This window comes from Marinomonas pollencensis, from assembly GCF_003387375.1.
GTDB classification, from domain to species: Bacteria; Pseudomonadota; Gammaproteobacteria; order Pseudomonadales; family Marinomonadaceae; genus Marinomonas; species Marinomonas pollencensis.
Genome location: NZ_QUNG01000001.1, coordinates 570,231 through 589,725, shown reverse-complemented (window position 1 = coordinate 589,725; position 19,495 = coordinate 570,231). Strand labels below are relative to the sequence as shown.

The 19,495-nt window shown below is 44.7% G+C and carries 19 protein-coding genes; 6 read left to right on the top strand and 13 right to left on the bottom strand.

The annotated features are described in order from the left end of the window. Nucleotides 1-12: 12 nt before the first annotated feature. From DFP81_RS02700 to DFP81_RS02690, 3 genes are read right to left on the bottom strand one after another with little or no spacing between them, the layout of a single operon-like run. Entirely contained in the window at nt 13-1,422 is a 1,410-nt protein-coding gene (locus DFP81_RS02700; protein ID WP_115896208.1) for a cryptochrome/photolyase family protein, read from the bottom strand. Nucleotides 1,423-1,431: 9 nt separating this feature from the next. Then, the gene (locus DFP81_RS02695; RefSeq protein ID WP_115896207.1) at nt 1,432-2,430 is read right to left on the bottom strand and encodes a YbgA family protein; all 999 of its coding nucleotides are present in this window, start codon (nt 2,428-2,430) and stop codon (nt 1,432-1,434) included. Nucleotides 2,431-2,452: 22 nt separating this feature from the next. Further along, nucleotides 2,453-3,478, bottom strand: a complete 1,026-nt coding sequence (locus tag DFP81_RS02690; RefSeq protein WP_115896206.1) for an NAD(P)/FAD-dependent oxidoreductase — start codon at nt 3,476-3,478, stop codon at nt 2,453-2,455. Between the two features lie 198 nt (nt 3,479-3,676). Between DFP81_RS02690 and DFP81_RS02685 the strand changes: the two genes are divergently transcribed. Both DFP81_RS02685 and DFP81_RS02680 read left to right on the top strand, forming a co-directional pair. Then, entirely contained in the window at nt 3,677-4,585 is a 909-nt protein-coding gene (locus tag DFP81_RS02685; protein WP_181903023.1) for a MerR family transcriptional regulator, read from the top strand. A 120-nt stretch (nt 4,586-4,705) separates the two neighbouring features. After that, the gene (locus tag DFP81_RS02680) at nt 4,706-4,945 is read left to right on the top strand and encodes a DUF2061 domain-containing protein (RefSeq protein WP_115896204.1); all 240 of its coding nucleotides are present in this window, start codon (nt 4,706-4,708) and stop codon (nt 4,943-4,945) included. Between the two features lie 122 nt (nt 4,946-5,067). Here DFP81_RS02680 and DFP81_RS02675 read toward each other — a convergent pair whose 3' ends face one another. After that, nucleotides 5,068-6,414 (bottom strand): sodium-dependent transporter, encoded by a 1,347-nt coding sequence (locus DFP81_RS02675; protein WP_115896203.1) that lies wholly within the window; start codon nt 6,412-6,414, stop codon nt 5,068-5,070. 452 nt (nt 6,415-6,866) lie between these two features. Here DFP81_RS02675 and ectA point away from each other — a divergent pair, with 452 nt between their 5' ends. The 4 genes from ectA (at nt 6,867) to DFP81_RS02655 (ending at nt 11,091) form a co-directional block, all read left to right on the top strand. After that, the gene (gene ectA / locus DFP81_RS02670) at nt 6,867-7,355 is read left to right on the top strand and encodes a diaminobutyrate acetyltransferase (RefSeq protein WP_115896276.1); all 489 of its coding nucleotides are present in this window, start codon (nt 6,867-6,869) and stop codon (nt 7,353-7,355) included. A gap of 61 nt (nt 7,356-7,416) precedes the next feature. Further along, a complete protein-coding gene (gene ectB / locus DFP81_RS02665) occupies nt 7,417-8,730 on the top strand; it encodes a diaminobutyrate--2-oxoglutarate transaminase (protein ID WP_115896202.1) in 1,314 nt (437 codons plus the stop codon). A 155-nt stretch (nt 8,731-8,885) separates the two neighbouring features. Beyond that, nucleotides 8,886-9,275, top strand: coding sequence for an ectoine synthase (locus DFP81_RS02660; RefSeq protein ID WP_115896201.1), 390 nt, complete (start codon nt 8,886-8,888; stop codon nt 9,273-9,275). A gap of 376 nt (nt 9,276-9,651) precedes the next feature. After that, on the top strand, nt 9,652-11,091 hold the full coding sequence (locus tag DFP81_RS02655) for an aspartate kinase (protein WP_115896200.1): 1,440 nt from the start codon (nt 9,652-9,654) through the stop codon (nt 11,089-11,091). Between the two features lie 68 nt (nt 11,092-11,159). On the opposite strand, the gene DFP81_RS02650 is transcribed toward DFP81_RS02655, so the two are convergent. The 9 genes from DFP81_RS02650 to DFP81_RS02610 all read right to left on the bottom strand — a co-directional run bounded on the left by DFP81_RS02650 (nt 11,160) and on the right by DFP81_RS02610 (nt 19,466). Further along, complete coding sequence (locus DFP81_RS02650; protein WP_245959066.1) at nt 11,160-13,367, bottom strand: bifunctional diguanylate cyclase/phosphodiesterase; 2,208 nt, start codon at nt 13,365-13,367, stop codon at nt 11,160-11,162. Between the two features lie 294 nt (nt 13,368-13,661). Then, nucleotides 13,662-14,246, bottom strand: a complete 585-nt coding sequence (locus DFP81_RS02645) for a HupE/UreJ family protein (RefSeq protein WP_115896198.1) — start codon at nt 14,244-14,246, stop codon at nt 13,662-13,664. A gap of 30 nt (nt 14,247-14,276) precedes the next feature. Further along, nucleotides 14,277-14,924, bottom strand: a complete 648-nt coding sequence (gene ureG / locus DFP81_RS02640; protein ID WP_115896197.1) for an urease accessory protein UreG — start codon at nt 14,922-14,924, stop codon at nt 14,277-14,279. 39 nt (nt 14,925-14,963) lie between these two features. Further along, nucleotides 14,964-15,641, bottom strand: a complete 678-nt coding sequence (locus DFP81_RS02635) for an urease accessory protein UreF (RefSeq protein WP_115896196.1) — start codon at nt 15,639-15,641, stop codon at nt 14,964-14,966. Next, entirely contained in the window at nt 15,619-16,065 is a 447-nt protein-coding gene (gene ureE, locus DFP81_RS02630) for an urease accessory protein UreE (protein WP_115896195.1), read from the bottom strand. Before ureE ends, DFP81_RS02635 begins: the two co-directional genes overlap by 23 nt. A 58-nt stretch (nt 16,066-16,123) precedes the next feature. Further along, a complete protein-coding gene (ureC, locus tag DFP81_RS02625) occupies nt 16,124-17,830 on the bottom strand; it encodes an urease subunit alpha (RefSeq protein ID WP_115896194.1) in 1,707 nt (568 codons plus the stop codon). A 2-nt stretch (nt 17,831-17,832) separates the two neighbouring features. After that, on the bottom strand, nt 17,833-18,153 hold the full coding sequence (locus DFP81_RS02620; RefSeq protein WP_115896193.1) for an urease subunit beta: 321 nt from the start codon (nt 18,151-18,153) through the stop codon (nt 17,833-17,835). A 39-nt stretch (nt 18,154-18,192) separates the two neighbouring features. Then, nucleotides 18,193-18,495 (bottom strand): urease subunit gamma, encoded by a 303-nt coding sequence (locus DFP81_RS02615; RefSeq protein WP_115896192.1) that lies wholly within the window; start codon nt 18,493-18,495, stop codon nt 18,193-18,195. 53 nt (nt 18,496-18,548) lie between these two features. Continuing rightward, complete coding sequence (locus DFP81_RS02610; protein WP_115896191.1) at nt 18,549-19,466, bottom strand: urease accessory protein UreD; 918 nt, start codon at nt 19,464-19,466, stop codon at nt 18,549-18,551. Nucleotides 19,467-19,495 lie beyond the last annotated feature (29 nt).

Below are 19,495 nucleotides of genomic sequence, written 5' to 3'. Positions count from 1 at the left end.
GTGTCTGTAGTCTTAGCCTTGCATTTTTATCTCCTTTAAATCTGCAAAGGCTTGGATCGCCGCGAGCCTTGATGTCCGATAATCTAGAATAGGTAAAGGGTAGTGACATTGTGCTCGCTGTGACGCGGATGGGTTATGAATGGAGCGAGCGTCTAGTTCTGCGAGCTCGGGAACAAAGCGTCGGATAAAGTCTCCATTAGCGTCATAGGTTTCAGATTGGCGAGTAGGGTTAAACACCCTAAAATAAGGTGCGGCATCGCAACCTGTGGAGGCGCTCCATTGCCAACCACCATTATTCGCGGAGAACTCACCATCTATTAAGTGACGCATAAAGTATTCTTCCCCTTTGCGCCAATCTGCAAAAACTAACTTACTTAAAAAACTGGCACTAATCATCCGTAAGCGATTATGCATCCAGCCGGTTTGATTCAGTTGTCTCATGGCAGCATCGACAATAGGAAAACCAGTATTACCTTGAGTCCATGCATTGAACAGGGTTTCCTCTTGGTTCCATTGGATAAAATCTGTTTCAGCTTTAAAAGGTTTACCCATTGCGAGGAAAGGAAAGTGTCCCATTAATTGGCGGTAGAAATCTCGCCATGCTAACTCTTTAAGCCAGACACTCTCCTGCCACCGTCGTCCAGCTTGCTCACAAGCATACATGATAGCAAATATGCACTCTCTGGGGCCCAGCGCTCCCAGCGCTAAATAAGGGGACAGGGTGCTGGTTGCTGGGTCAATAGGGTAGTTGCGTTGCGTCTCATAGTCCGCTTCTTTTGTGTGGCAAAAGTGCCATAGTTTCTGCTTAGCAACTTCTTGGTCTGGTGTCCATAAATCTTCACGATAAGGCTGTATCCAAGGCATTTCAGGGGCTTTAAAAGATATTGCATCGGCTTGTTTTTCTGGCTCTGGAAGTGGTTGCCAATCTTGTACCGATAATAAGCTCAGCCAACGTTTGAAAAAGGGGGTGAAGACTTTAAAGGGCGTGCTTTGTTGGCTCAAAACAGGCTGTGAAACAAGTAAATCTGTGGCTTGAGGGTGGTTTTCTATTCCTTTGCTTTTTAGTTGCTGGCAGACCATTTGGTCCCGTTGCTGTTCATCGATAGGAAGCTCTTGGTTGAACCAAATGTGCTCAATACCATGCATTAAGCAATAGTCTTCCATAGCGCTTGGAAGATCCTCAAAACGCGGTGCACAAATCACTTCTGCCGGTATGCCTAAGGTTGCCAGTTGCTCAAATAAACGCTGAATTAAGCCAGCCCTAAGACCTGTTTTGGCGTTAGATTCATTATGCTCTTGCCATTGCTCAGGCGTGGCGCTTACCAGCACTCGAATCGAGCCTGAAAGAGAGGCGTAGTAAAGGGCGGGGTTATCCCGCCAGCGTAAGTCATTACGTAGCCATACAAGGTGTTTTATCGCCATTTTACGCTCCTAAATTATATTGCGAATGCCTAACGCGCTCGGATAAGGAGCGAAATAGCGTTGTTCTTTAACATACTGGCTACCGTAGTGATTTAGGTAGTGGGTTAGCAAAGTCATAGGGGTGGCTAAGTTGACCTCACCACGTCGGTACTGCTCGATGACGCTAATAATGTCTTTGCGAATCGATACGTCTACCGAATGTTTTAAATATCCGACTAAATGAAACAGAGCATTGCAATGGTTTTTACGTTTTGCTGGTTCAGATAGGGTCGTCATCAAGGTATAAAAATAGGCATCTTGCAATTCTTTTAATGGCCTTGGATCGTTACCAGAAAGCATTTTTCCTAGTGTTTTATAAGCTGGTTGTGAGTGTGCCATAACAAGATATTTGTAGCGGCTATGGAAAACGATGAGGGCTTTCATGCTCGGCTTAGCCGCGACACAATGGCGAAACTCATGGTGCGCAAAAACACGCAGTAAAAAGTTTTCCCTGAGTGCAGGGTCGTTTAAGCGTCCATCCTCTTCCATTGGAAGTAGTGGGTAACGCTCTTTTAGGGCTTTAGTAAACAACCCCGCACTGCGTTCCATATGAGGATGGCCGTTTTCTTGGTACACCTTAATGCGCTCAAGGCCACAGCTTGGTGAGTTTTTCATCAAAATATAGCCATCGAGATGGGCTAATTTATCTAAATAAGGGCGTGTGGCATCCATAAAAGTGTCACTTAGGTCAGTGCCTTTTTGATTAGAGTACGCCATCCTAGGATTTTTAGGATCGCCTTCGAGGCGCACTGTTGGTCGAGGGGTGCCAAACCCAGCGGCTACTTCTGGGCAAAATTTCTGAAACTCAAAATAATTGCTCAAATTAGTGTCGCAAAAAGCGGAGCGACTGTGGCCTCCATTAAAGCGAACGTTATCTCCTAATAAGCAGGCACTGATGCCAACAGGAATCTTGTGAATTAACTGGTCTGCTGAGAAGGATGATCCTGAAATATCGTTTATATTTGTCATGATGTTCTCCAGCGAAAGTGCGTTAGTTATTGATTTCATTTAAAATTTGTTCACACAAGGCATATGCGCTGAGCATGGCGCCTTCTGCATCATTTTGGCAAAGCCAGTCACCGGTTAGGCCAAGACCCTGCAATTTGTCCCATATATAGGGATGGTTTCCCTTTGCGGCTTGAGACCGGCTTAATAACCAGCGATGGGGCGTGCCATAAGCTTTTGGAGTGAGCTTGGTGTGCTCCTCAAAGGCTGATATTAGTCGTGCAGCAATGTCTTTCGGTTCGTTGTTTAAGTGCTGTTGTGCCCACTCAGGCGTGCTTTGCAATACCCATAAGTCGTGTGGGTTGGTGTCGCGATTGGGCTTTTGGCTGTCTTTTATTAAACGTTTTAAAAGGGAGTTAGTCGGCTCGACTATCGCTGGCAATGAAGTTTTTTCCGTTTCCACCCACAAAGCCCACTGAGCTTGATAGCTTTCACCAGCTTGTGTGGCTTGTTGCAGCAATATTTCCGAGTCCTCAATATTTGCCAGTAAGATGGCGGCTTGTGGTGCGGGCGTTGCAATAATGATGTATTTCGTAAAAAAACTTTTGGCTAGGTGGTAATCTTGAAGTAACCAGCCTGCTTGATGGTCTTTTTTTGCGCGTTCAATATGATGAATACGGGTATTTGTAATAAGGTCAACTGTGTCTAGCCAGTGTCGAGTAATAGCGCTCATTGTTGGATTACCAACATAAAAACAGCGGTTGTTTGATGTTTTCTCGAGGGCTGGGTCTTGCCACTGAGTGGCAATGCCAACCTCTTCTAGCGCACTTAGTGTTGCTTGTGTCTGAGCATGTGTTGCACAAATATAAGGTGTGCCTAGGTCACAACTAGGAGAATGGTTTCTACGTTTGCTACTTGCTCGACCGCCTGTGCCGCGGCTCTTTTCTAGAACACATACCTTAAGCCCAGCCTTATACAATATGTTGGCGCAAAGGCTGCCTGCAATGCCGGCACCTATGATGGCGACATCGTAGGTTGATGAAACCTCGTCGTGCTTTAAATGGTCATTCATACTTGTACAGCCTTATATTTTGTATCATATTTTCTTGTACAGTATAGTTCTATGTATAATAAATCAACAGTGTTGTACAAATAAAAACAATGTATAATATTTTTTTATGATCTATGATGAATTAGCTTGCAAATGAAATAGGCCACAAGAGTAATGAGATGGCCTATATATTGGCTGAATAGAAAAGGAAGTGGTTGCGTGAGCCAGGATCAAAATACATTAAGCACAAAAGATGAAACGACATCTTTTCCGATTCGTACTTTATCGGCTAAAACGGGCGTAAACTCGGTTACATTGAGGGCATGGGAGCGTCGCTATGGGTTACTGAAACCCAAACGTACCGAAAAGGGCCACAGGCTTTATAGTGATGAGGATGTTGCCCGTGTCGATGCGATTGTCCGTTGGATGCAGCAGGGTGTTGCTGTCAGTAAAGTGAGAGCCTTGCTTGATCGAGAAGAAAGCATTGAGAATGTTCCTCCCAGCACGGAGTGGTTGGAGTGGCAAATTGAACTTGTTTCTCTGTCCCGTCAATTTAATGAAGACAAAATAGAGCACTTGTACCAACAGTTGTTCTCACAATATCCACCATTGGTGGTGATTAAAAATTGGTTGTTACCAAGTTTGGAGCAATTAGGAGCTGGCGTTCATGCTCGTTTTTGTGAAGCCGTTATCAGTCGTTGTCTGGCGGGCCGTCTGGCCTCTTTGAAAAATCAGCATACGAATGCACCTAGTGTGTTGATTACTGGTTTATTCGGTGAACGGACACTGTGGTGTTATATGGCGGCAGCTTTGTTTAGTGATCATGGTTTTGCATGTAGCGTACAACCACATATGTCGTCTGAAAAAGACTGGCAAGCTTTAATAGAAGGGCTTGACCCAAATGCGGTTGTGGCATTTTGTGAAACCGAGTTGGTACCCAAAACATCTAGGTTACTGGCCAGCTTAGATACCTATGGTGAGCCTGTTGCATTAATCGGCGCCAGTTTTTGGCTCGCCGCCCACAGTAATAACATCACTGAGCTTGGTAGGGTTCGGGTGTATTCTGAAGCGCTAGAAGGGGTGTTGATGATGCTAAAAAAACTGGGTGTTGAAAGCATTTCTGAATAACTGGCGGCGCTTTGTTTTTTGTGACATTGATAAAGCTATCAGATATATAGATACAATATATTTTATCTATTTTTGCTTCTTGGCTAATCTTTACTACAGAGATTAACCAAGGAGAATCACATGACGAAGACAATTACTTTTGCTGTTATGCATTTCACGATCGCTTTTAGCGTTGCTTATTTATTGACTGGAAGCTTTATTGTTGGTGGCTTAGTTGCCATCGTCGAGCCGGCAATTAACACCGTTGCTTTTTATTTTCATGAACGCTTTTGGGCGAAGCTTGAGAGTGCGAAAAAAACCACCAAATTCAATAGTACATGGCAAGCGGCGAGTGAGAGCTATGCTTTGAGAGGTCTTTAAGTTTCGTGCATCAGCAAGCTAACTAGAGTGTTTTGTGATGCTTTTTCTCCATTTTATCATGACGATAAAAAAGCCCTGTTGACGAACTTTCATCAACAGGGCTTTTTTGTACTAGCTTTCGATTATAGGTTTAAATAGAACACAACCGCGATGGCGATTGGTGCAATAAAACGTATCGAGAAGCGCCAGAAAGCATAAAATTTCTCAGAGATATTCAGCTCTTCTTTTGAAAATTGACTCTTCACATACCATCCCGCAAAAATAGCGGTCAAAATACCACCAAGTGGCATCATGATATTCGCCGTTATATAGTCTAAGAAGTCGAAAGTGGTTTTGCCAAATAAAGTGACATCACTCATAAAGCTGAAAGAACCTAGACAAGCAATGCCCAGCGCCCAAACAGCGGCGCCTAAAACAATGGATGCTTTCCAGCGTCCCATCTTGAAGCGTTCAACTAGGTAGGCCACGGTTGGTTCCATAAGGGAGATCGCCGAAGTCCAAGCCGCCACGCCGACAAGAACAAAGAATAAGAAACCAAAGAATTGTCCGCCAGGCATCTGTCCAAATGCCACAGGTAAAGAGATAAACATCAAGCCAGGGCCCGCTGCTGGGTCCATGCCATTGGCAAAGATAACCGGGAAAATACATAGACCAGCGACTAAAGCGACGAGTGTATCAAGAGCACCAATGGCCAACACAGTGCTACCAATAGAAGCTTTCTTAGGCATATAAGAGCCGTAAGCCATGATAGTCCCCATCCCTAAAGACAGAGTGAAGAAAGAGTGACCTAGAGCGACTAATACAGAATCCCAAGTGATTTTACTGAAGTCAAAATCAAACATGAAGTGCCAGCCAGCTGCAAAACCACTCGTCGTCATGGCATAACCAAACAACACCAATAACAATACGAAAAGTGCAGGCATCATGATGCGGGTGGCAGTTTCTAACCCTTTATTAACACCACGGGCAACAACAATAATGGTCATGATGGTGAACAGAGTGTGCCAACCAAGTAGTGTCATTGGGTCGGCGAGTAAAGCATTAAATGCAGCACCGGCTTGTTCTGAGGTGGCACCTGCCAGCTCGCCAGTTGCCATCGCTTTAATATAATGAAGTACCCAACCTGCCACGACAGAGTAGAAAGAGAAGATAAGCACGCCAGACAGCATCCCCATCACACCGATCAAGCCCCAAGCACGAGTTGTTTCAGATTCTTCTGCGTTATCCTCTAATGCGTGAACCGGGTTTTTACGTGCGCGGCGGCCAATAAAAACTTCCGACATCATGATAGGAATACCCACCAATAAAATACAGGCTAAGTAAACGAGAACAAAAGCACCGCCACCATTCTCACCCGTAATGTAAGGGAATTTCCATATATTACCTAGACCAACGGCCGATCCCGTAGCCGCCAAAATAAAGATCCAACGACTCGCCCACGAGCCCTGGATGGATGTTTTTTCTTGCATAAATGATCTCTAAATAGTTGAAAACAAAATACGTAAACAGCGAACAAAGCCTCGTCTTATTAAGACCACTCAATAATTCCCACTTTATTTAAGGGATCTATTTTTAGGGATGACTTTATTTAGGGGCAAGATTTTCCGAATTTTGCTCTCATCATGCAACAAAAAATGACATTTTTTACTGAAAAATGAAGGATTCGGTGATTTCTTGGAAACCAAGACACAGCAAGGGATTGCGCGTTTTTTACTGGAAAATACTTCCACAACAAAACATTAGTGTTCTAAATAAGTTCTGGACATTGCATTTTAACCAGATAGAATGGTTAGACATCAAATCAATTTTTGGGACGCTGATCTTCCATATACACGGATTTTTTTGTTGATATAGAAGCGTTTTTTAAGCTTAGAGTAGGCCTAATATTGATTTATTGTTTTGTTGTCTAATGGGTCAAGTTATGACTGTAGAAAAAATAGAATTAAAAAAACCAAGTGCGTTAAAGGGTATGGAAGTGAATCAGTTGGTTGCAGATTGTGCGCCACTAGATCGCAATTCGGTTTATTGCAATCTGCTGCAATGTGATCACTTTAGAGAAACCAGCGTTGCGGCTGAGCGAAATCAGCTGCTGGTAGGCTTTGTATCTGGCTATTTAATACCAGCTAGCACAGACACCTTATTTATTTGGCAGGTTGCCGTCAGTGAAACGGTGCGTGGTAAAGGCTTAGCGAAGCGAATGCTTAATGAGATTTTGTCGCGTTCTGCGTGCTCGCAAGTACGCTTTATTGAAACCACCATTACCCAAGCGAATGCCGGTTCTTGGGCGTTGTTTAGAAGTTTGGCAAAGGCACTCAATGCGCCATTAGAAGAGTCTGTCAAATTCGATCAAGAAACACATTTTAAAGGCAAACATGACAGTGAGTATTTGGTTCGTATCGGTCCTTTTTAAAGGCGTCCTGATCCCTGCACCCTGTCGATCATTGTTAGATTAATTAAGAGGAAGCAATAGCATGAAAATTTTTGAAGAATTGGAATCAGAAGTACAATCTTACGCGCGAGCATTTCCACGCGTATTTCACCGAGCACAGGGCGCGCATCTGTTTGATGAAGACGGTAACAAGTACATTGATTTCCTTGCCGGTGCGGGCACTCTTAATTACGGCCATAACAACCCAGTATTTAAGAAAAAATTAGTTGAATACATCATGGAAGATGGCATTACCCACGGTCTTGATTTTCATACCAAGGCAAAAGCTGAGTTTATGGAGAGCTTTAACGAGAATATTTTAAAGCCTCGTCACCTGCAATACATGATGCAGTTCACTGGACCTACAGGTACCAACGCTGTTGAGGCGGCTTTAAAATTGGCTCGTAACGTCACCGGTCGAGAAAATATTGTCAGTTTCACCAACGGTTTTCACGGTTGCAGTCTAGGTGCTCTATCCGTAACAGGTAACTCCCATCACCGTGGTGCAGCCGGCACTAGTCTAGGTGCAGGTGTTTCTACTGTCCCTTTTGATGGCTACTTGGGTGATGGCATTGAAACAACAGAGTACCTAGATAAGGTGTTAAGTGACTCAAGCAGTGGTGTGGATCTTCCTGCTGCGGTTATTGTTGAAACGGTACAAGGTGAGGGTGGTATTAATGCTGCTAGTTTTAATTGGTTGCAAAATCTAGAAGCGGTTTGTAAAAAACATGATGTCTTACTCATTGTCGATGATATTCAAGCGGGTTGTGGTCGTACTGGTACCTTCTTTAGCTTTGAAGGCGCAGGCATCACTCCAGACATAGTGACCATGTCGAAATCATTGAGTGGTTACGGACTACCATTTGCTGTGGTACTGATGAAGCCAGAATTAGATGAATGGAAGCCGGGTGAGCATAACGGTACTTTCCGTGGTAATAACTTGGCATTTGTCACCGCAAAAGCAGCCATTGAAACTTTTTGGAAAGACGATACGTTCGAAAAAGAGATCAAGCGCAAAGGAGATTATATTCACCAGCGCACTCAAGAGATTGTAGATCAATACGGTGAAGGCAATTTCATTTTGCAAGGCCGTGGCATGATGCGCGGTATTAACTGTGTAAGCGGTGAATTGGCTGGCAAGATCACCAAAAAATGTTTCCAAAACGGCTTGATGATCGAAACGTCAGGGGCGGATGATCAAGTAGTTAAATTCTTATGTCCATTGATTATTCCTGATGAAGACTTAAAAGAAGGCATCGATATTCTTGAAAAAGCCATTCGTGATATTTGTGCCAAAGAAGACGATATGCCAGAAGCAAAAAGCTACTTTGATGAGAACTATGACATCGCTGTCTAGCTTCTTTCTCCAGCACCGTTTTTATGTTTTGAAAGCGGTGTTCCTAGCAAATACTTGAGTGTTTTACATTATAACTGCGATACCTCAAGTTTCTAGTCGGTGATGATTGAGTCACCGACACTTTTACCGATTCTATTATCTTAAGGAGTATCTAAATGTTTGCACGTGATCTAGCTGAATGCGAAAAAACGGACCGTCGTGTGGTATCCCCTGATGGCAACTGGGAAAGTACTCGTTTGCTATTAAAAGAAGACAATATGGGTTTTTCTTTTCATATCACTACCATATACGAAGGCAAAGATTTTGATATGCATTATCAAAATCACCTTGAGTCTGTGTACTGTATTTCTGGCGAAGGGGAAGTGGAAAGCCGTGAAACTGGTCAAAAGCACCAGATTAAGCCTGGTGTGGTTTATGTATTAGATAAGCACGATGCCCACACATTGCGAGCTTCTAAAGAGCTGAAGTTAGCCTGTGTCTTTAATCCGCCAATTACCGGAAAAGAAGTGCATAACTCAGAAGGTGCCTACGAGCTCCTTGATTAAATACCTCTTTAGTAGCGCTTTATAATAAAGCGCTACTAAAGACTAAGATGCCTTTGTTGGCCTAACGGCTGACGTATTTAGCCCCTACCTTATAAAATCTTCTTGTTATTGTTGGCTAGGACTCACTCTAGAGTCTGTCTCAAACCATGGTCTTAGTTGCTAAGTTAGCGAAACTAGATTCGTTGAGTTTTAAAGAAAAACTTGTCTATTTAGTCAATAATAAAAGAGCAATAAAGTAGGGCACTCAGCCATGATTTAAGCGCTAAAAAGTCGCTTTTCTACTTAATTTTTCACATACCTTATGACACTATAGTGACAGCGTTTGAACATGGCTAAAGTTTACTCTACAGCCCTTTAATTTATTAGGTTAAGCAAAATGGGACAACATACAGTTGAAAAGATCGGTGGTACGTCCATGAGTGACTACCATTCGGTGCGTGATAATATAATTTTTAAACCCGTTCAAACGAACGATCTTTATAATCGAGTTTTTGTTGTATCGGCCTACGGCGGTATGACAGACAAGTTGCTTGAGCATAAGAAAACCGGTGAGCCAGGTGTTTATGCGTTATTTGCGTTAGAACGCAAACAAGACTCTTGGTCGGCGGCATTGCAAGATGTTTGCGATTCGATGTTGGCAATTAATGCTTCTTTGTTTGAAGGTGAGTTACTGCACAAAGCCAATGACTTTATTAATCACCGCTTGCAAGACGCAAGAGAGTGCTTAGAAGACCTTCATCGTTTGTGCCAACATGGTCATTTCTCCCTAAGTGAACATTTAGCCACAGTGCGAGAAATGTTAGCCAGTATTGGTGAAGCCCATAGTGCTTGGAATACGGCGACCTTATTGCAGCGCGATGGTGTTAATGCGGTATTTGTTGACCTAACTGGTTGGAATAGTCCTCAGCACATGTCATTGGATGAGCGTATTGAAGACACCTTTAAAAGTGTTGATTTGAATACTCAGCTACCAATCGCAACTGGCTATGCCCACAGCGAAACCGGTTTGATGTCGACCTTTGATCGTGGCTACAGCGAAATGATCTTTAGTCGTATTGCGGTTTTAACACAGGCTCGTGAAGCGGTTATTCATAAAGAATTCCATCTAAGCAGTGCAGATCCGCGCTTGGTCGGTGAGAAAAATGCCGTACCAATCGGTCGTACTAACTATGATGTGGCCGATCAGCTAGCGAACCTAGGGATGGAAGCTATCCACCCTAAAGCGGCGAAAGGCCTACGTCAAAATAACATCGCATTGCGGGTGAAAAATACCTTTGAGCCGGAACACACAGGCACTCTGATCACCGGTGATTATGTCAGTGATGCACCATGTGTTGAGATTATCGCAGGTTCTCGTGGTGTGTTTGCCGTCGAGTTATTTGACCAAGACATGTCTGGTGATATCGATTTATTTGATGTTTCTATTCTTAAAGTACTGCGTCAGTTTAATATCCATATTATTGCTAAAGATATTAATGCCAATACCATTACTCACTATTTAGCGATCAATTTGAAGATCCTTAAACGCGTTATGAAGGTGTTGCATGAGCGTTTTCCTGATGCCGAAATTACTCAGCGCAAAGTGGCGATTGTATCCGCCATTGGCAGTGATATGAAAACCACAGGTATGTTGGCGAAAGCGGTAAAAGCGATTGCAGAGCAAGATGTTAACGTCATTGCAATGCACCAATCGATGCGCCAAGTAGATATGCAGTTTGTGGTTGATGAAGAAGATTATGAGCGCACTATTTGTAGTCTTCATAAAGAGTTGGTGGAAGTGCATGAACACGGTCGTGCTATTTGCCTTGCCTCTTAAATTCGTCTAGAGATAAAAAAACCGATTATTGTTGAACAATAATCGGTTTTTTTATGATGGCTAGTTTCTTAGTATAGAGGCGGGGCTTGGTTAAAGTCCTTTTCAGGTACTGCACGACTAACATAATAACCTTGTCCAAAGTCACACTGAAACCCGGTTAGCATCTCCCATTGTTCTTTGGTTTCAATGCCTTCTGCTAATACCTTGATCCCTAATTTATGGGCCATTGCGATAATCGCTTCAACGATTTTTCTATCTGCTTTATCTCGCTCTAGGTCCATCACAAAACTGCGATCGACTTTAAGCAAGTTGACTGGCAGGTTTTTGAGTTGTCCCAATGAAGAGTAGCCGGTACCAAAGTCATCGATCGCAATGCACATTCCCATGTCTTTTAGTGTTTGTAAGAGCGCTTTAGCTAAGCTGACGTCTTCTAATAAAGAGGTTTCAGTGACTTCTACTCCAAGCCATTTTGCAGGTACCTGATATTTATAGAGCAGGGCTTTGACGATAGTGGCTAAATTTGGATCAGAGAGCTGTTGAGAGGATAAATTCACATGCAACAGAATATAAGGCAGTCCTTGTTCTCGGCGTCTGGCTAGGTATGAAATGCCATTTTCTAATACCCAGTGTCCAATTTTGATAATCTGTCCGGTGTTTTCCGCCAATTGAATAAATTGATCTGGAAAGATAAGTCCTTTGGTTGGATGGTTCCAACGGATCAGCGCTTCGGCACCAAAAATCTGTTTTGTGTTTAGGTCGAACTGTGGTTGATAGTAAAGCTCAAATTCGTTGTTTTGTAAGGCTTTAGTCAAATCCTCTTCTGCTTCAACAAGATCTAGGGCAGTGGTTTTCATATCATGAGAATAGAAAACAGACTGGTTTTTACCCCGTTGCTTAGCTTGATACAGTGCCATATCGGCATTTTGCATGATGGAAACGAGAGTGTTCCCATGTTCTGGGATCATCGCAATGCCTAAAGAGGTACTTAGAAAAAACTCTCTTGTATCAAGACTAATGGGTGAGTGGATATAAGCAAGGATACGCTCAGCGTGTTCTTTTGCTGCTTGTTTATTAGCAATATTGCTGAGGAAAATACCAAATTCATCGCCACCTAAACGTACGACTTTATCGTCATCCTTACATAAGGAATCAAGTCGCTGGGCGACAATTTCTAACACCTGATCACCTACATCATGGCCGATGGTGTCATTAATGCGTTTGAAATTATCAAGATCAAAATAGATAAAGGCAGAGATCTGACGGCGTTTTTTATTTCTCTTTAATAAGGCAGGTAACTGATCATTGAGATAACGGCGGTTTGGCAGCTTCGTCAACGGGTCGTTGTAAGCAAGACGTTGTAGCTCTTCTGTTTTTTCTCTGACCAAGGTACTGAGACGCAGAGGCTGAATTAAGATAGCGTAAAAACCTATGGTAATTAGCAGCGCCACGATCAGAGTTAACATAGCGCCAGCAAAGAAATTACTTTCTAGGCGCGTGTGGATATCGCGGCTCATATTGATTTGCCATACGCCAATAGGCAGGTGGATCTGTGCTGTTGCAAGGGGAGTGCTGAGGGGCTTTTCTGACTGCGCAAAGACTAAGCTTTTCCCTGTATCTAGGTGCTTGCGAGTTAAGTTGTATTGGTAGCCATCTGCTTCCAGTTCTTTTAAGCGAGTGGGTTCTAACAGATCATTCAGGTTAATAATTGCGGATGCGAAGCCCCAAAAAACTTCTCTTTGTGTGCCGCGATAAAGGTAAACAGGGGAACGGCCAATGACGGCAGTGCCACCTTGGACTAAAGACACTGGGCCGATTGCAATCATTTTATGTTCTTCGATTGCCTGAAGTGCTGCCTCACGATATTTTGAGTTCGCAAAAATATCCAGGCCGATGGCGGCTTCATTCCCTTCTAATGGAAAAATTCTCTGGATAATACCATTCGGTGCGAGCTGCAAACTGGAGATTCCCTCAATGAAGCTCATAAGGTGCTTTGAGTATTCATCAAAGTCGTCGAAATCGTCAGCGCCATCGAAATCATCATTATGGTGCTCTATTTCAATGGCTAACAATTGTGTCGATGTGAAGGCTAGGGATAAACGTCTTTCTATTGTGGAGGCTTGAGTGCGAGATAAACCATCGAGAAGCAATTGTTGCTCTTTGATGATTGTTTGATTTGACGAATAAGTCCAATAAAGACCAAAAAGTACAACAGCGATAAAAATGATGCCGGCAATGAGAATCGCAAAGTGTTGTTTTAGCTCTGTTTTTATCAACAATACATTCCTTTTCTACTGTTTGATAGATGCGATTGAAATAGCATCAGTCCATTGAAATAGAGACATGAGAAAGATTGTTTTTTATCAATGGCGAATCAAAAAAGTGCATCAGTAAGTAGCGGTGAATATACATGGAATGAAAGGGGAAATAAATACAGTGCAATAACACATAACAAATTGATTATAAAAATAAACAAAGTGACGGCAAAGTGTTAATAAAGGTAATCAACAGCCACTGAAGCAGGCCCTTAGAAAACTTAATATGGGGGCCTGCTGATAGTGGCTGTGTTGGTCTTATGCGACTGCCATCATAACGCCAGCAGCAGCAATAGCGCCGCCAGCAATGCGTGTCACGATTGGGGCTTGAATACGAGAAACGGTTTTACCAAGGCCCATGCCGACAAGGTGTAACAAGGCTGTGGCGCCGGCAAACCCTAGTGCATATTCTGCACCGTGAGCGTTTAGCGGCATTTCCATACCGTGTGCTGCACCGTGGAAAAAGGCGAAGAGTGCTGCAATACCAGCACAAGTGCTCACTGAGAAGCGCGCTGAGCCAACCAATAAAGCACCCATCAAAATCACAGACATCACAATACCTTGTTCAACAAAGGGAACTTGTAGTCCGGCCATGCCCAAAGCGGCGCCAAGAATCATAGTGCCAACAAACGCGGCAGGAACGGCCCATAGTGCTTTGCCGCCCATACTTGCTGCCCAAAGGCCAACTGCGATCATAGCCAATAGGTGATCAAGGCCACCCATAGGGTGCATAAAACCGCTGAAAAAGCTGGTGGTGTGCTCGTGACCTGGGTGTGCAAGAGCCAAGGTTGGAAGGGCAGCGATTAGAGTGGCTAATCCCACTTTTAGCGTATTTAGACGCATAGATGTTCTCCTAAATAATAAAGTAATGAATTAAACCACCGCTCTTGCGGCTGGAATCGTTTTGGATTCTAACATACCTTCGGTAATGATAAATTGAATGATTTCATCTAAGCCTTGGGCTTTTTTCAGGTTGGAGAAAACAAAAGGGCGTTCACCGCGCATCATTTTGGCATCTCTGTCCATCACCTCTAAAGAGGCGCCAACCAATGGCGCTAAATCGGTTTTATTAATAATCAAAAGATCCGACTTGGTAATGCCTGGGCCGCCTTTACGTGGAATCTTATCGCCGGCTGAGACATCGATCACATAAATGGTCAGATCAGACAATTCAGGGCTAAAAGTAGCGCTTAGGTTATCACCGCCACTTTCGACGAACACCACGTCTAATTCACCATGGCGATCTAGTAGCTGATCAATGGCTGCCAAGTTCATGGAAGCATCTTCGCGGATAGCAGTATGTGGGCAACCACCGGTTTCAACACCGAGAATACGGTCCGCGTCTAGAGCTTGATGCTCGGTGAGGAATTTCGCGTCTTCTTGTGTGTAAATATCATTGGTGACCACGGCGATGTTGTAATGGTCTCGCAGGGCAGAGCACAAAGAGCGCAATAACGCCGTTTTGCCAGAGCCGACCGGGCCACCGACGCCGATACGTAATGTTTGTTTAGGTTTACTCATGTTATGTCCTCTTAAAATGATGGCTATTGCTAATATAAGTTAAGAGCGGAATAGCCGTGAATATTGTGTTTCGTGTTGTGCGCTGGCAATGGCGATCGCCGGTAAGCCTGCACCAATTCTATCTTCCTCTATGTTTAATGAGGTGCTTATCGCTTCACTGATTAGAGGCTGTAATTCGCCCAGCAATTCTTGTGCTTGGGTTTGCCCAAGGGGAACCAGCTTGGTTGCCGCGGCAATTTGGTTTTCTAACCAAGACCAAGTAAAGCCCAGCGCAGCGGTGTCAAAGTTGATCGCCCAATGATTCGCTGCTACGGCAAATAAGCAGACAAAACTTATGTCTTCTGAACGCTGAAACGGTGTCGATATGCTCAAACTTCTTAGTAAGCGTGATAAGGCTTCGCCCATGGCGGTATCATTCAGGCGTAGCTCTTTGGTTTCTCGGCATGCCAGTGAAAGGTCGTTGAGTTCTAATAAGCGAGTTTTGTCCTGTTGCTGGGCTGCCAGCATGGACAAACGCAAAATAGGCAAGTCTACCCGCGCCACAGACTGTTGCATTTGTAAGCTTAACCAATCGCCTACCTGGGCTTTATTTCTCACCCAACCTTGGTCAATGGCGTATTCCATACCTTGAGAAAACGCATAGCCGCCTACCGGTAAACTGACGCTACTCAATTGTAAAAGGCGTAATAAACTACTATCCGTGGTGGTGATGACCATGGCTGTAGGCTCCAGACTCAGGAATAAAGACCGCATTTTCGTGACTGACAACCAAACCTAATAGGTGCAGCATTTCTTCCAGCACGTGATCAGGCTTAATACGTAACCAGCGTTCGCCGACTTGAATCTTAGTGTGACGATTGCCCAAGTGGTAACAAGCCTTCGAAAACGCTTCCCAATCATTGCAGCTTGCATGGGCGACTTCTTCAACAGCGCCCTTTATTTGCACTATTTTGTTGCACTCGCTCCTCAAAAACTCCCCAACTTGGAGCGGTTTTCCTCGTTCAAGAAATACCCTTACTTCTTCGCTGTTGTCGCCAACCAGTTTTAGTCGGCCACGATCGCGTTGCTCATGGGTAAGAGTGACTGTGGTGTAGACGGCTTCATGGCAATGGGTGCCAAGTCGTTGATAAATATCTAGCATCTTCTTTCCTACTGCTTAAAGCATTCGCTCTAAGTGAGTTTTTGGGTCAAGCCCAGGGTTAAAATAGGGTGTAAAGTTGAGCCAAGGGTAATGTCTTTGCTGGCTCACAGGTTAATAGCTCGCCATCGGCGCGTACTTCATAGGTTTGCGGATCGACCGTTATTTCTGGCAACCAGTTGTTGTGGATCATATCGAGCTTTGAAATTGAACGAGTATTACCACAAGCGACTAAGGTTCTGTCTAAGCCAAATTTCTCTGCTAAACCATTTTTCAGTGCGGCTTTGGAGACAAAGGTCACTGACGTGGCAGCTGAGGCTTTGCCGAAACTGCCAAACATAGGTCGATAATGCACTGGCTGCGGCGTCGGAATAGAGGCATTTGGGTCACCCATGGGGGCGCTGGCAATCATGCCTCCCTTGATGATCATGGAAGGTTTTACCCCAAAAAACGCCGGTTTCCATAACACCAAATCCGCCAGTTTGCCCGCTTCAATAGAGCCCACTTCGTGACTGATACCATGGGCAATGGCAGGGTTGATGGTGTATTTGGCAATGTAACGGCGAGCTCGAAAGTTGTCGGCACCTAGCTCTTGGTCTTCTGGTAACAGGCCAAATTGCTGCTTCATTTTGTGTGCTGTTTGCCAAGTACGAGTGATAACCTCACCTACACGTCCCATGGCTTGGGAGTCAGAAGAGATCATGCTAAACGCACCACGGTCGTGGAAAATGTCTTCTGCTGCAATGGTTTCCTTGCGAATACGTGAGTCGGCAAAGGCCACGTCTTCTGGAATATTACTGTCTAAATGGTGGCATACCATCAGCATATCTAAGTGCTCATCGACAGTATTGTGAGTATAGGGGCGGGTGGGATTTGTCGATGAGGGTAGAACGTTTTTGTTACCGGCGGCGCGGATAATATCTGGTGCGTGTCCGCCCCCAGCGCCTTCGGTGTGATAGGTGTGGATGACTCGGTCTTTAAACGCGGCAAGAGTGCTGTCGACAAAGCCAGATTCATTTAAGGTGTCGGTATGAATCGCTACTTGCACATCGTACTTTTCTGCCACGCTTAAGCAGCAATCAATGGAGGCTGGTGTTGTTCCCCAGTCTTCATGCAGTTTTAGGCCACAAGCACCGGCTTCGAGCTGCTCTGCTAAGGCTTCAGGCTGGCTTGCATTACCTTTGCCAAGAAAACCAAGGTTCATCGGCATGCTGTCGGTGGCCTGCAACATTTTACCCAGATACCAAGGCCCTGGTGTACAGGTGGTGGCGTTGGTGCCAGTCGCCGGCCCGGTGCCACCGCCTATCATGGTGGTCACGCCTGAGGTTAAGGCTTCTTCAATTTGTTGTGGGCAAATGAAATGAATGTGCGCATCAATGCCCCCCGCAGTCAGGATGGAGCCTTCCCCTGCAATGACTTCTGTGCCTGGCCCAATGACGATATCCACATTGTCTTGTACATCTGGATTACCGGCTTTGCCCACTTTGTAAATGCGACCTTGTTTAATGCCGACATCGCCTTTTACTATGCCCCAATGGTCCAGCACTAAAGCATTAGTGATTACCAAATCGACAGCAATGTCATTGGTTACCTGGCTTTGACCCATGCCATCTCGGATCACCTTGCCGCCACCGAATTTTACTTCGTCGCCGTAAGTGGTGAAGTCTTTTTCAACTTGAATCCAAATATCAGTATCGCCCAAGCGAACCCGGTCCCCTGTGGTTGGGCCGAACATTTGCGCGTAACTTTGTCTGTCCATGTTCGCCATGATTACTGCGCTCCTTTATTGATTGGTCCCATGACTTCACCGCGAAAGCCGTAAATGGTTTTACTGCCCGCGTATTCGACCAATTCGACTTCTCGACCTTGTCCTGGTTCAAAGCGAACCGCAGTGCCAGAGGCGATGTTGAGGCGAAAGCCCTTGCTTTGTTCGCGATCAAAGGACAGTGCTGGATTGACTTCGTAAAAATGATAATGGGAGCCAATTTGCACAGGTCTATCGCCCGTGTTTTCAACTCGAATGGTTAAGGTTTTACGGCCAACGTTGAGCTCAATATGACCATCGGCTACCTGTATTTCACCTGGAATCATGGTGTGTCTCCCTGTTCGTTTAGAGAAGGAAAAAACGGGTTAGTTGATCGGGTTATGTACCGTCACGAGTTTGGTGCCATCAGGGAAGGTGGCTTCCACTTGCACTTCATGGATCAAATCCACCACACCGTCCATTACTTGGTCAGCACTGAGTAAGGTTTTCCCAAAGCTCATTAGCTCAGCGACGGTTTTTCCGTCGCGTGCGCCCTCGATGATTTCCATGGTGATATAAGCCATGGCTTCTGGGTAATTAAGCTTGAGGCCGCGATTTAAGCGACGTTCTGCTAATAATGCCGCAGTAAAGACGAGTAACTTGTCTTTTTCTCTTGGTAGTAATTCCATTGTTAAACCCTTTTTCGTTATTCTGAGGTGCCTGACTGAGTTTTAATGTTAGATCAGGTCGCCCAAATTCTTGGTTCACAGGCGGTTTTATTAATAAGTGCTGGGCGTATTTCTCGCCAACATTGCGTAAACAGCTGTCTCATCTTTTCCGAGTCATGATGGAGACTGCGGATAATGATGTATTCATCGACTAAGGTCACACCGCTTAATGAAAGGTGCTCAGTGCAATGGCTGCGCAGTGTGTCTATCAATTCGTCATATTTGTCCGATCGGTCAAAAGGTCCTGCAATCATCAGGCCATTTATTGGATTATTGGCTAACCCCGCTTTTGCTTTGAAGATAGCTCGACTTTGTTCGTCGATAACCAAACGCTCGCGCACTTTTAAACGGCCATCTTGGCGAATTTCAAAACCTTGCTCTGCCTGCCCGTCGGCAAAGTCTGCTTGATTCGCGGGTAAGCCAAAACAGGTGACTTCCCAGCCAATAAATTTGGCGTTCTCGGTGAGGTTGATTTGGTTTTCAAGACGGGTGTGGGCGTTAGGGTAAAGGATGGCTTCTTGTGGCAGCCATTCCATGACACTGTCTTTTGGTACATTGAGCTGAGTGACTTGGTGCTGCAAGGTTTTGTCGTCGCGCGCTCGGTAAACACGGCCAGCGCCAGGTGTGGTAATCAGTACATGGGTGTTTTCGCTAAGATTAGCGGTAATGGTTAAGCGATCACCAGAGACCAAGCCACCAGGTGGGTGCAGCAGGTAGACGTGAGCTGTGTCTGCTCCTTCTGGGTAAAACGGCTTTTGTACATAAAGAGGGCCTTTATGGTCACAGGTTTTTAGAACTGTACCGCGTGCGGTTTTTTGAAAACCTAGGGTTAAAAAAGCATGCCATTGAGAAGGCTCACTCTTTTTGAGAGGCGCCTCCTGCTGACTCGTGTCTGGCTGCGTTACCAAGGCAAGGTTATGATTATTATGCATTTTTTCCTTAACAAAAAATTGCCCTGAGG

What these genes read in the sequence shown, in the direction of transcription:
- ectA (WP_115896276.1), top strand. Translation starts at nt 6,867, where the DNA reads ATGACTGTAGAAAAAATAGAATTAAAAAAACCAAGTGCGTTAAAGGGT.
- ureC (WP_115896194.1), bottom strand. Translation starts at nt 17,830, where the DNA reads ATGGCGAACATGGACAGACAAAGTTACGCGCAAATGTTCGGCCCAACC.
- DFP81_RS02680 (WP_115896204.1), top strand. Translation starts at nt 4,706, where the DNA reads ATGACGAAGACAATTACTTTTGCTGTTATGCATTTCACGATCGCTTTT.
- DFP81_RS02620 (WP_115896193.1), bottom strand. Translation starts at nt 18,153, where the DNA reads ATGATTCCAGGTGAAATACAGGTAGCCGATGGTCATATTGAGCTCAAC.
- DFP81_RS02635 (WP_115896196.1), bottom strand. Translation starts at nt 15,641, where the DNA reads ATGGTCATCACCACCACGGATAGTAGTTTATTACGCCTTTTACAATTG.
- DFP81_RS02690 (WP_115896206.1), bottom strand. Translation starts at nt 3,478, where the DNA reads ATGAATGACCATTTAAAGCACGACGAGGTTTCATCAACCTACGATGTC.
- ectB (WP_115896202.1), top strand. Translation starts at nt 7,417, where the DNA reads ATGAAAATTTTTGAAGAATTGGAATCAGAAGTACAATCTTACGCGCGA.
- DFP81_RS02645 (WP_115896198.1), bottom strand. Translation starts at nt 14,246, where the DNA reads ATGCGTCTAAATACGCTAAAAGTGGGATTAGCCACTCTAATCGCTGCC.
- DFP81_RS02675 (WP_115896203.1), bottom strand. Translation starts at nt 6,414, where the DNA reads ATGCAAGAAAAAACATCCATCCAGGGCTCGTGGGCGAGTCGTTGGATC.
- DFP81_RS02660 (WP_115896201.1), top strand. Translation starts at nt 8,886, where the DNA reads ATGTTTGCACGTGATCTAGCTGAATGCGAAAAAACGGACCGTCGTGTG.
- DFP81_RS02700 (WP_115896208.1), bottom strand. Translation starts at nt 1,422, where the DNA reads ATGGCGATAAAACACCTTGTATGGCTACGTAATGACTTACGCTGGCGG.
- ureG (WP_115896197.1), bottom strand. Translation starts at nt 14,924, where the DNA reads ATGAGTAAACCTAAACAAACATTACGTATCGGCGTCGGTGGCCCGGTC.
- DFP81_RS02655 (WP_115896200.1), top strand. Translation starts at nt 9,652, where the DNA reads ATGGGACAACATACAGTTGAAAAGATCGGTGGTACGTCCATGAGTGAC.
- DFP81_RS02610 (WP_115896191.1), bottom strand. Translation starts at nt 19,466, where the DNA reads ATGCATAATAATCATAACCTTGCCTTGGTAACGCAGCCAGACACGAGT.
- DFP81_RS02695 (WP_115896207.1), bottom strand. Translation starts at nt 2,430, where the DNA reads ATGACAAATATAAACGATATTTCAGGATCATCCTTCTCAGCAGACCAG.
- ureE (WP_115896195.1), bottom strand. Translation starts at nt 16,065, where the DNA reads ATGCTAGATATTTATCAACGACTTGGCACCCATTGCCATGAAGCCGTC.
- DFP81_RS02615 (WP_115896192.1), bottom strand. Translation starts at nt 18,495, where the DNA reads ATGGAATTACTACCAAGAGAAAAAGACAAGTTACTCGTCTTTACTGCG.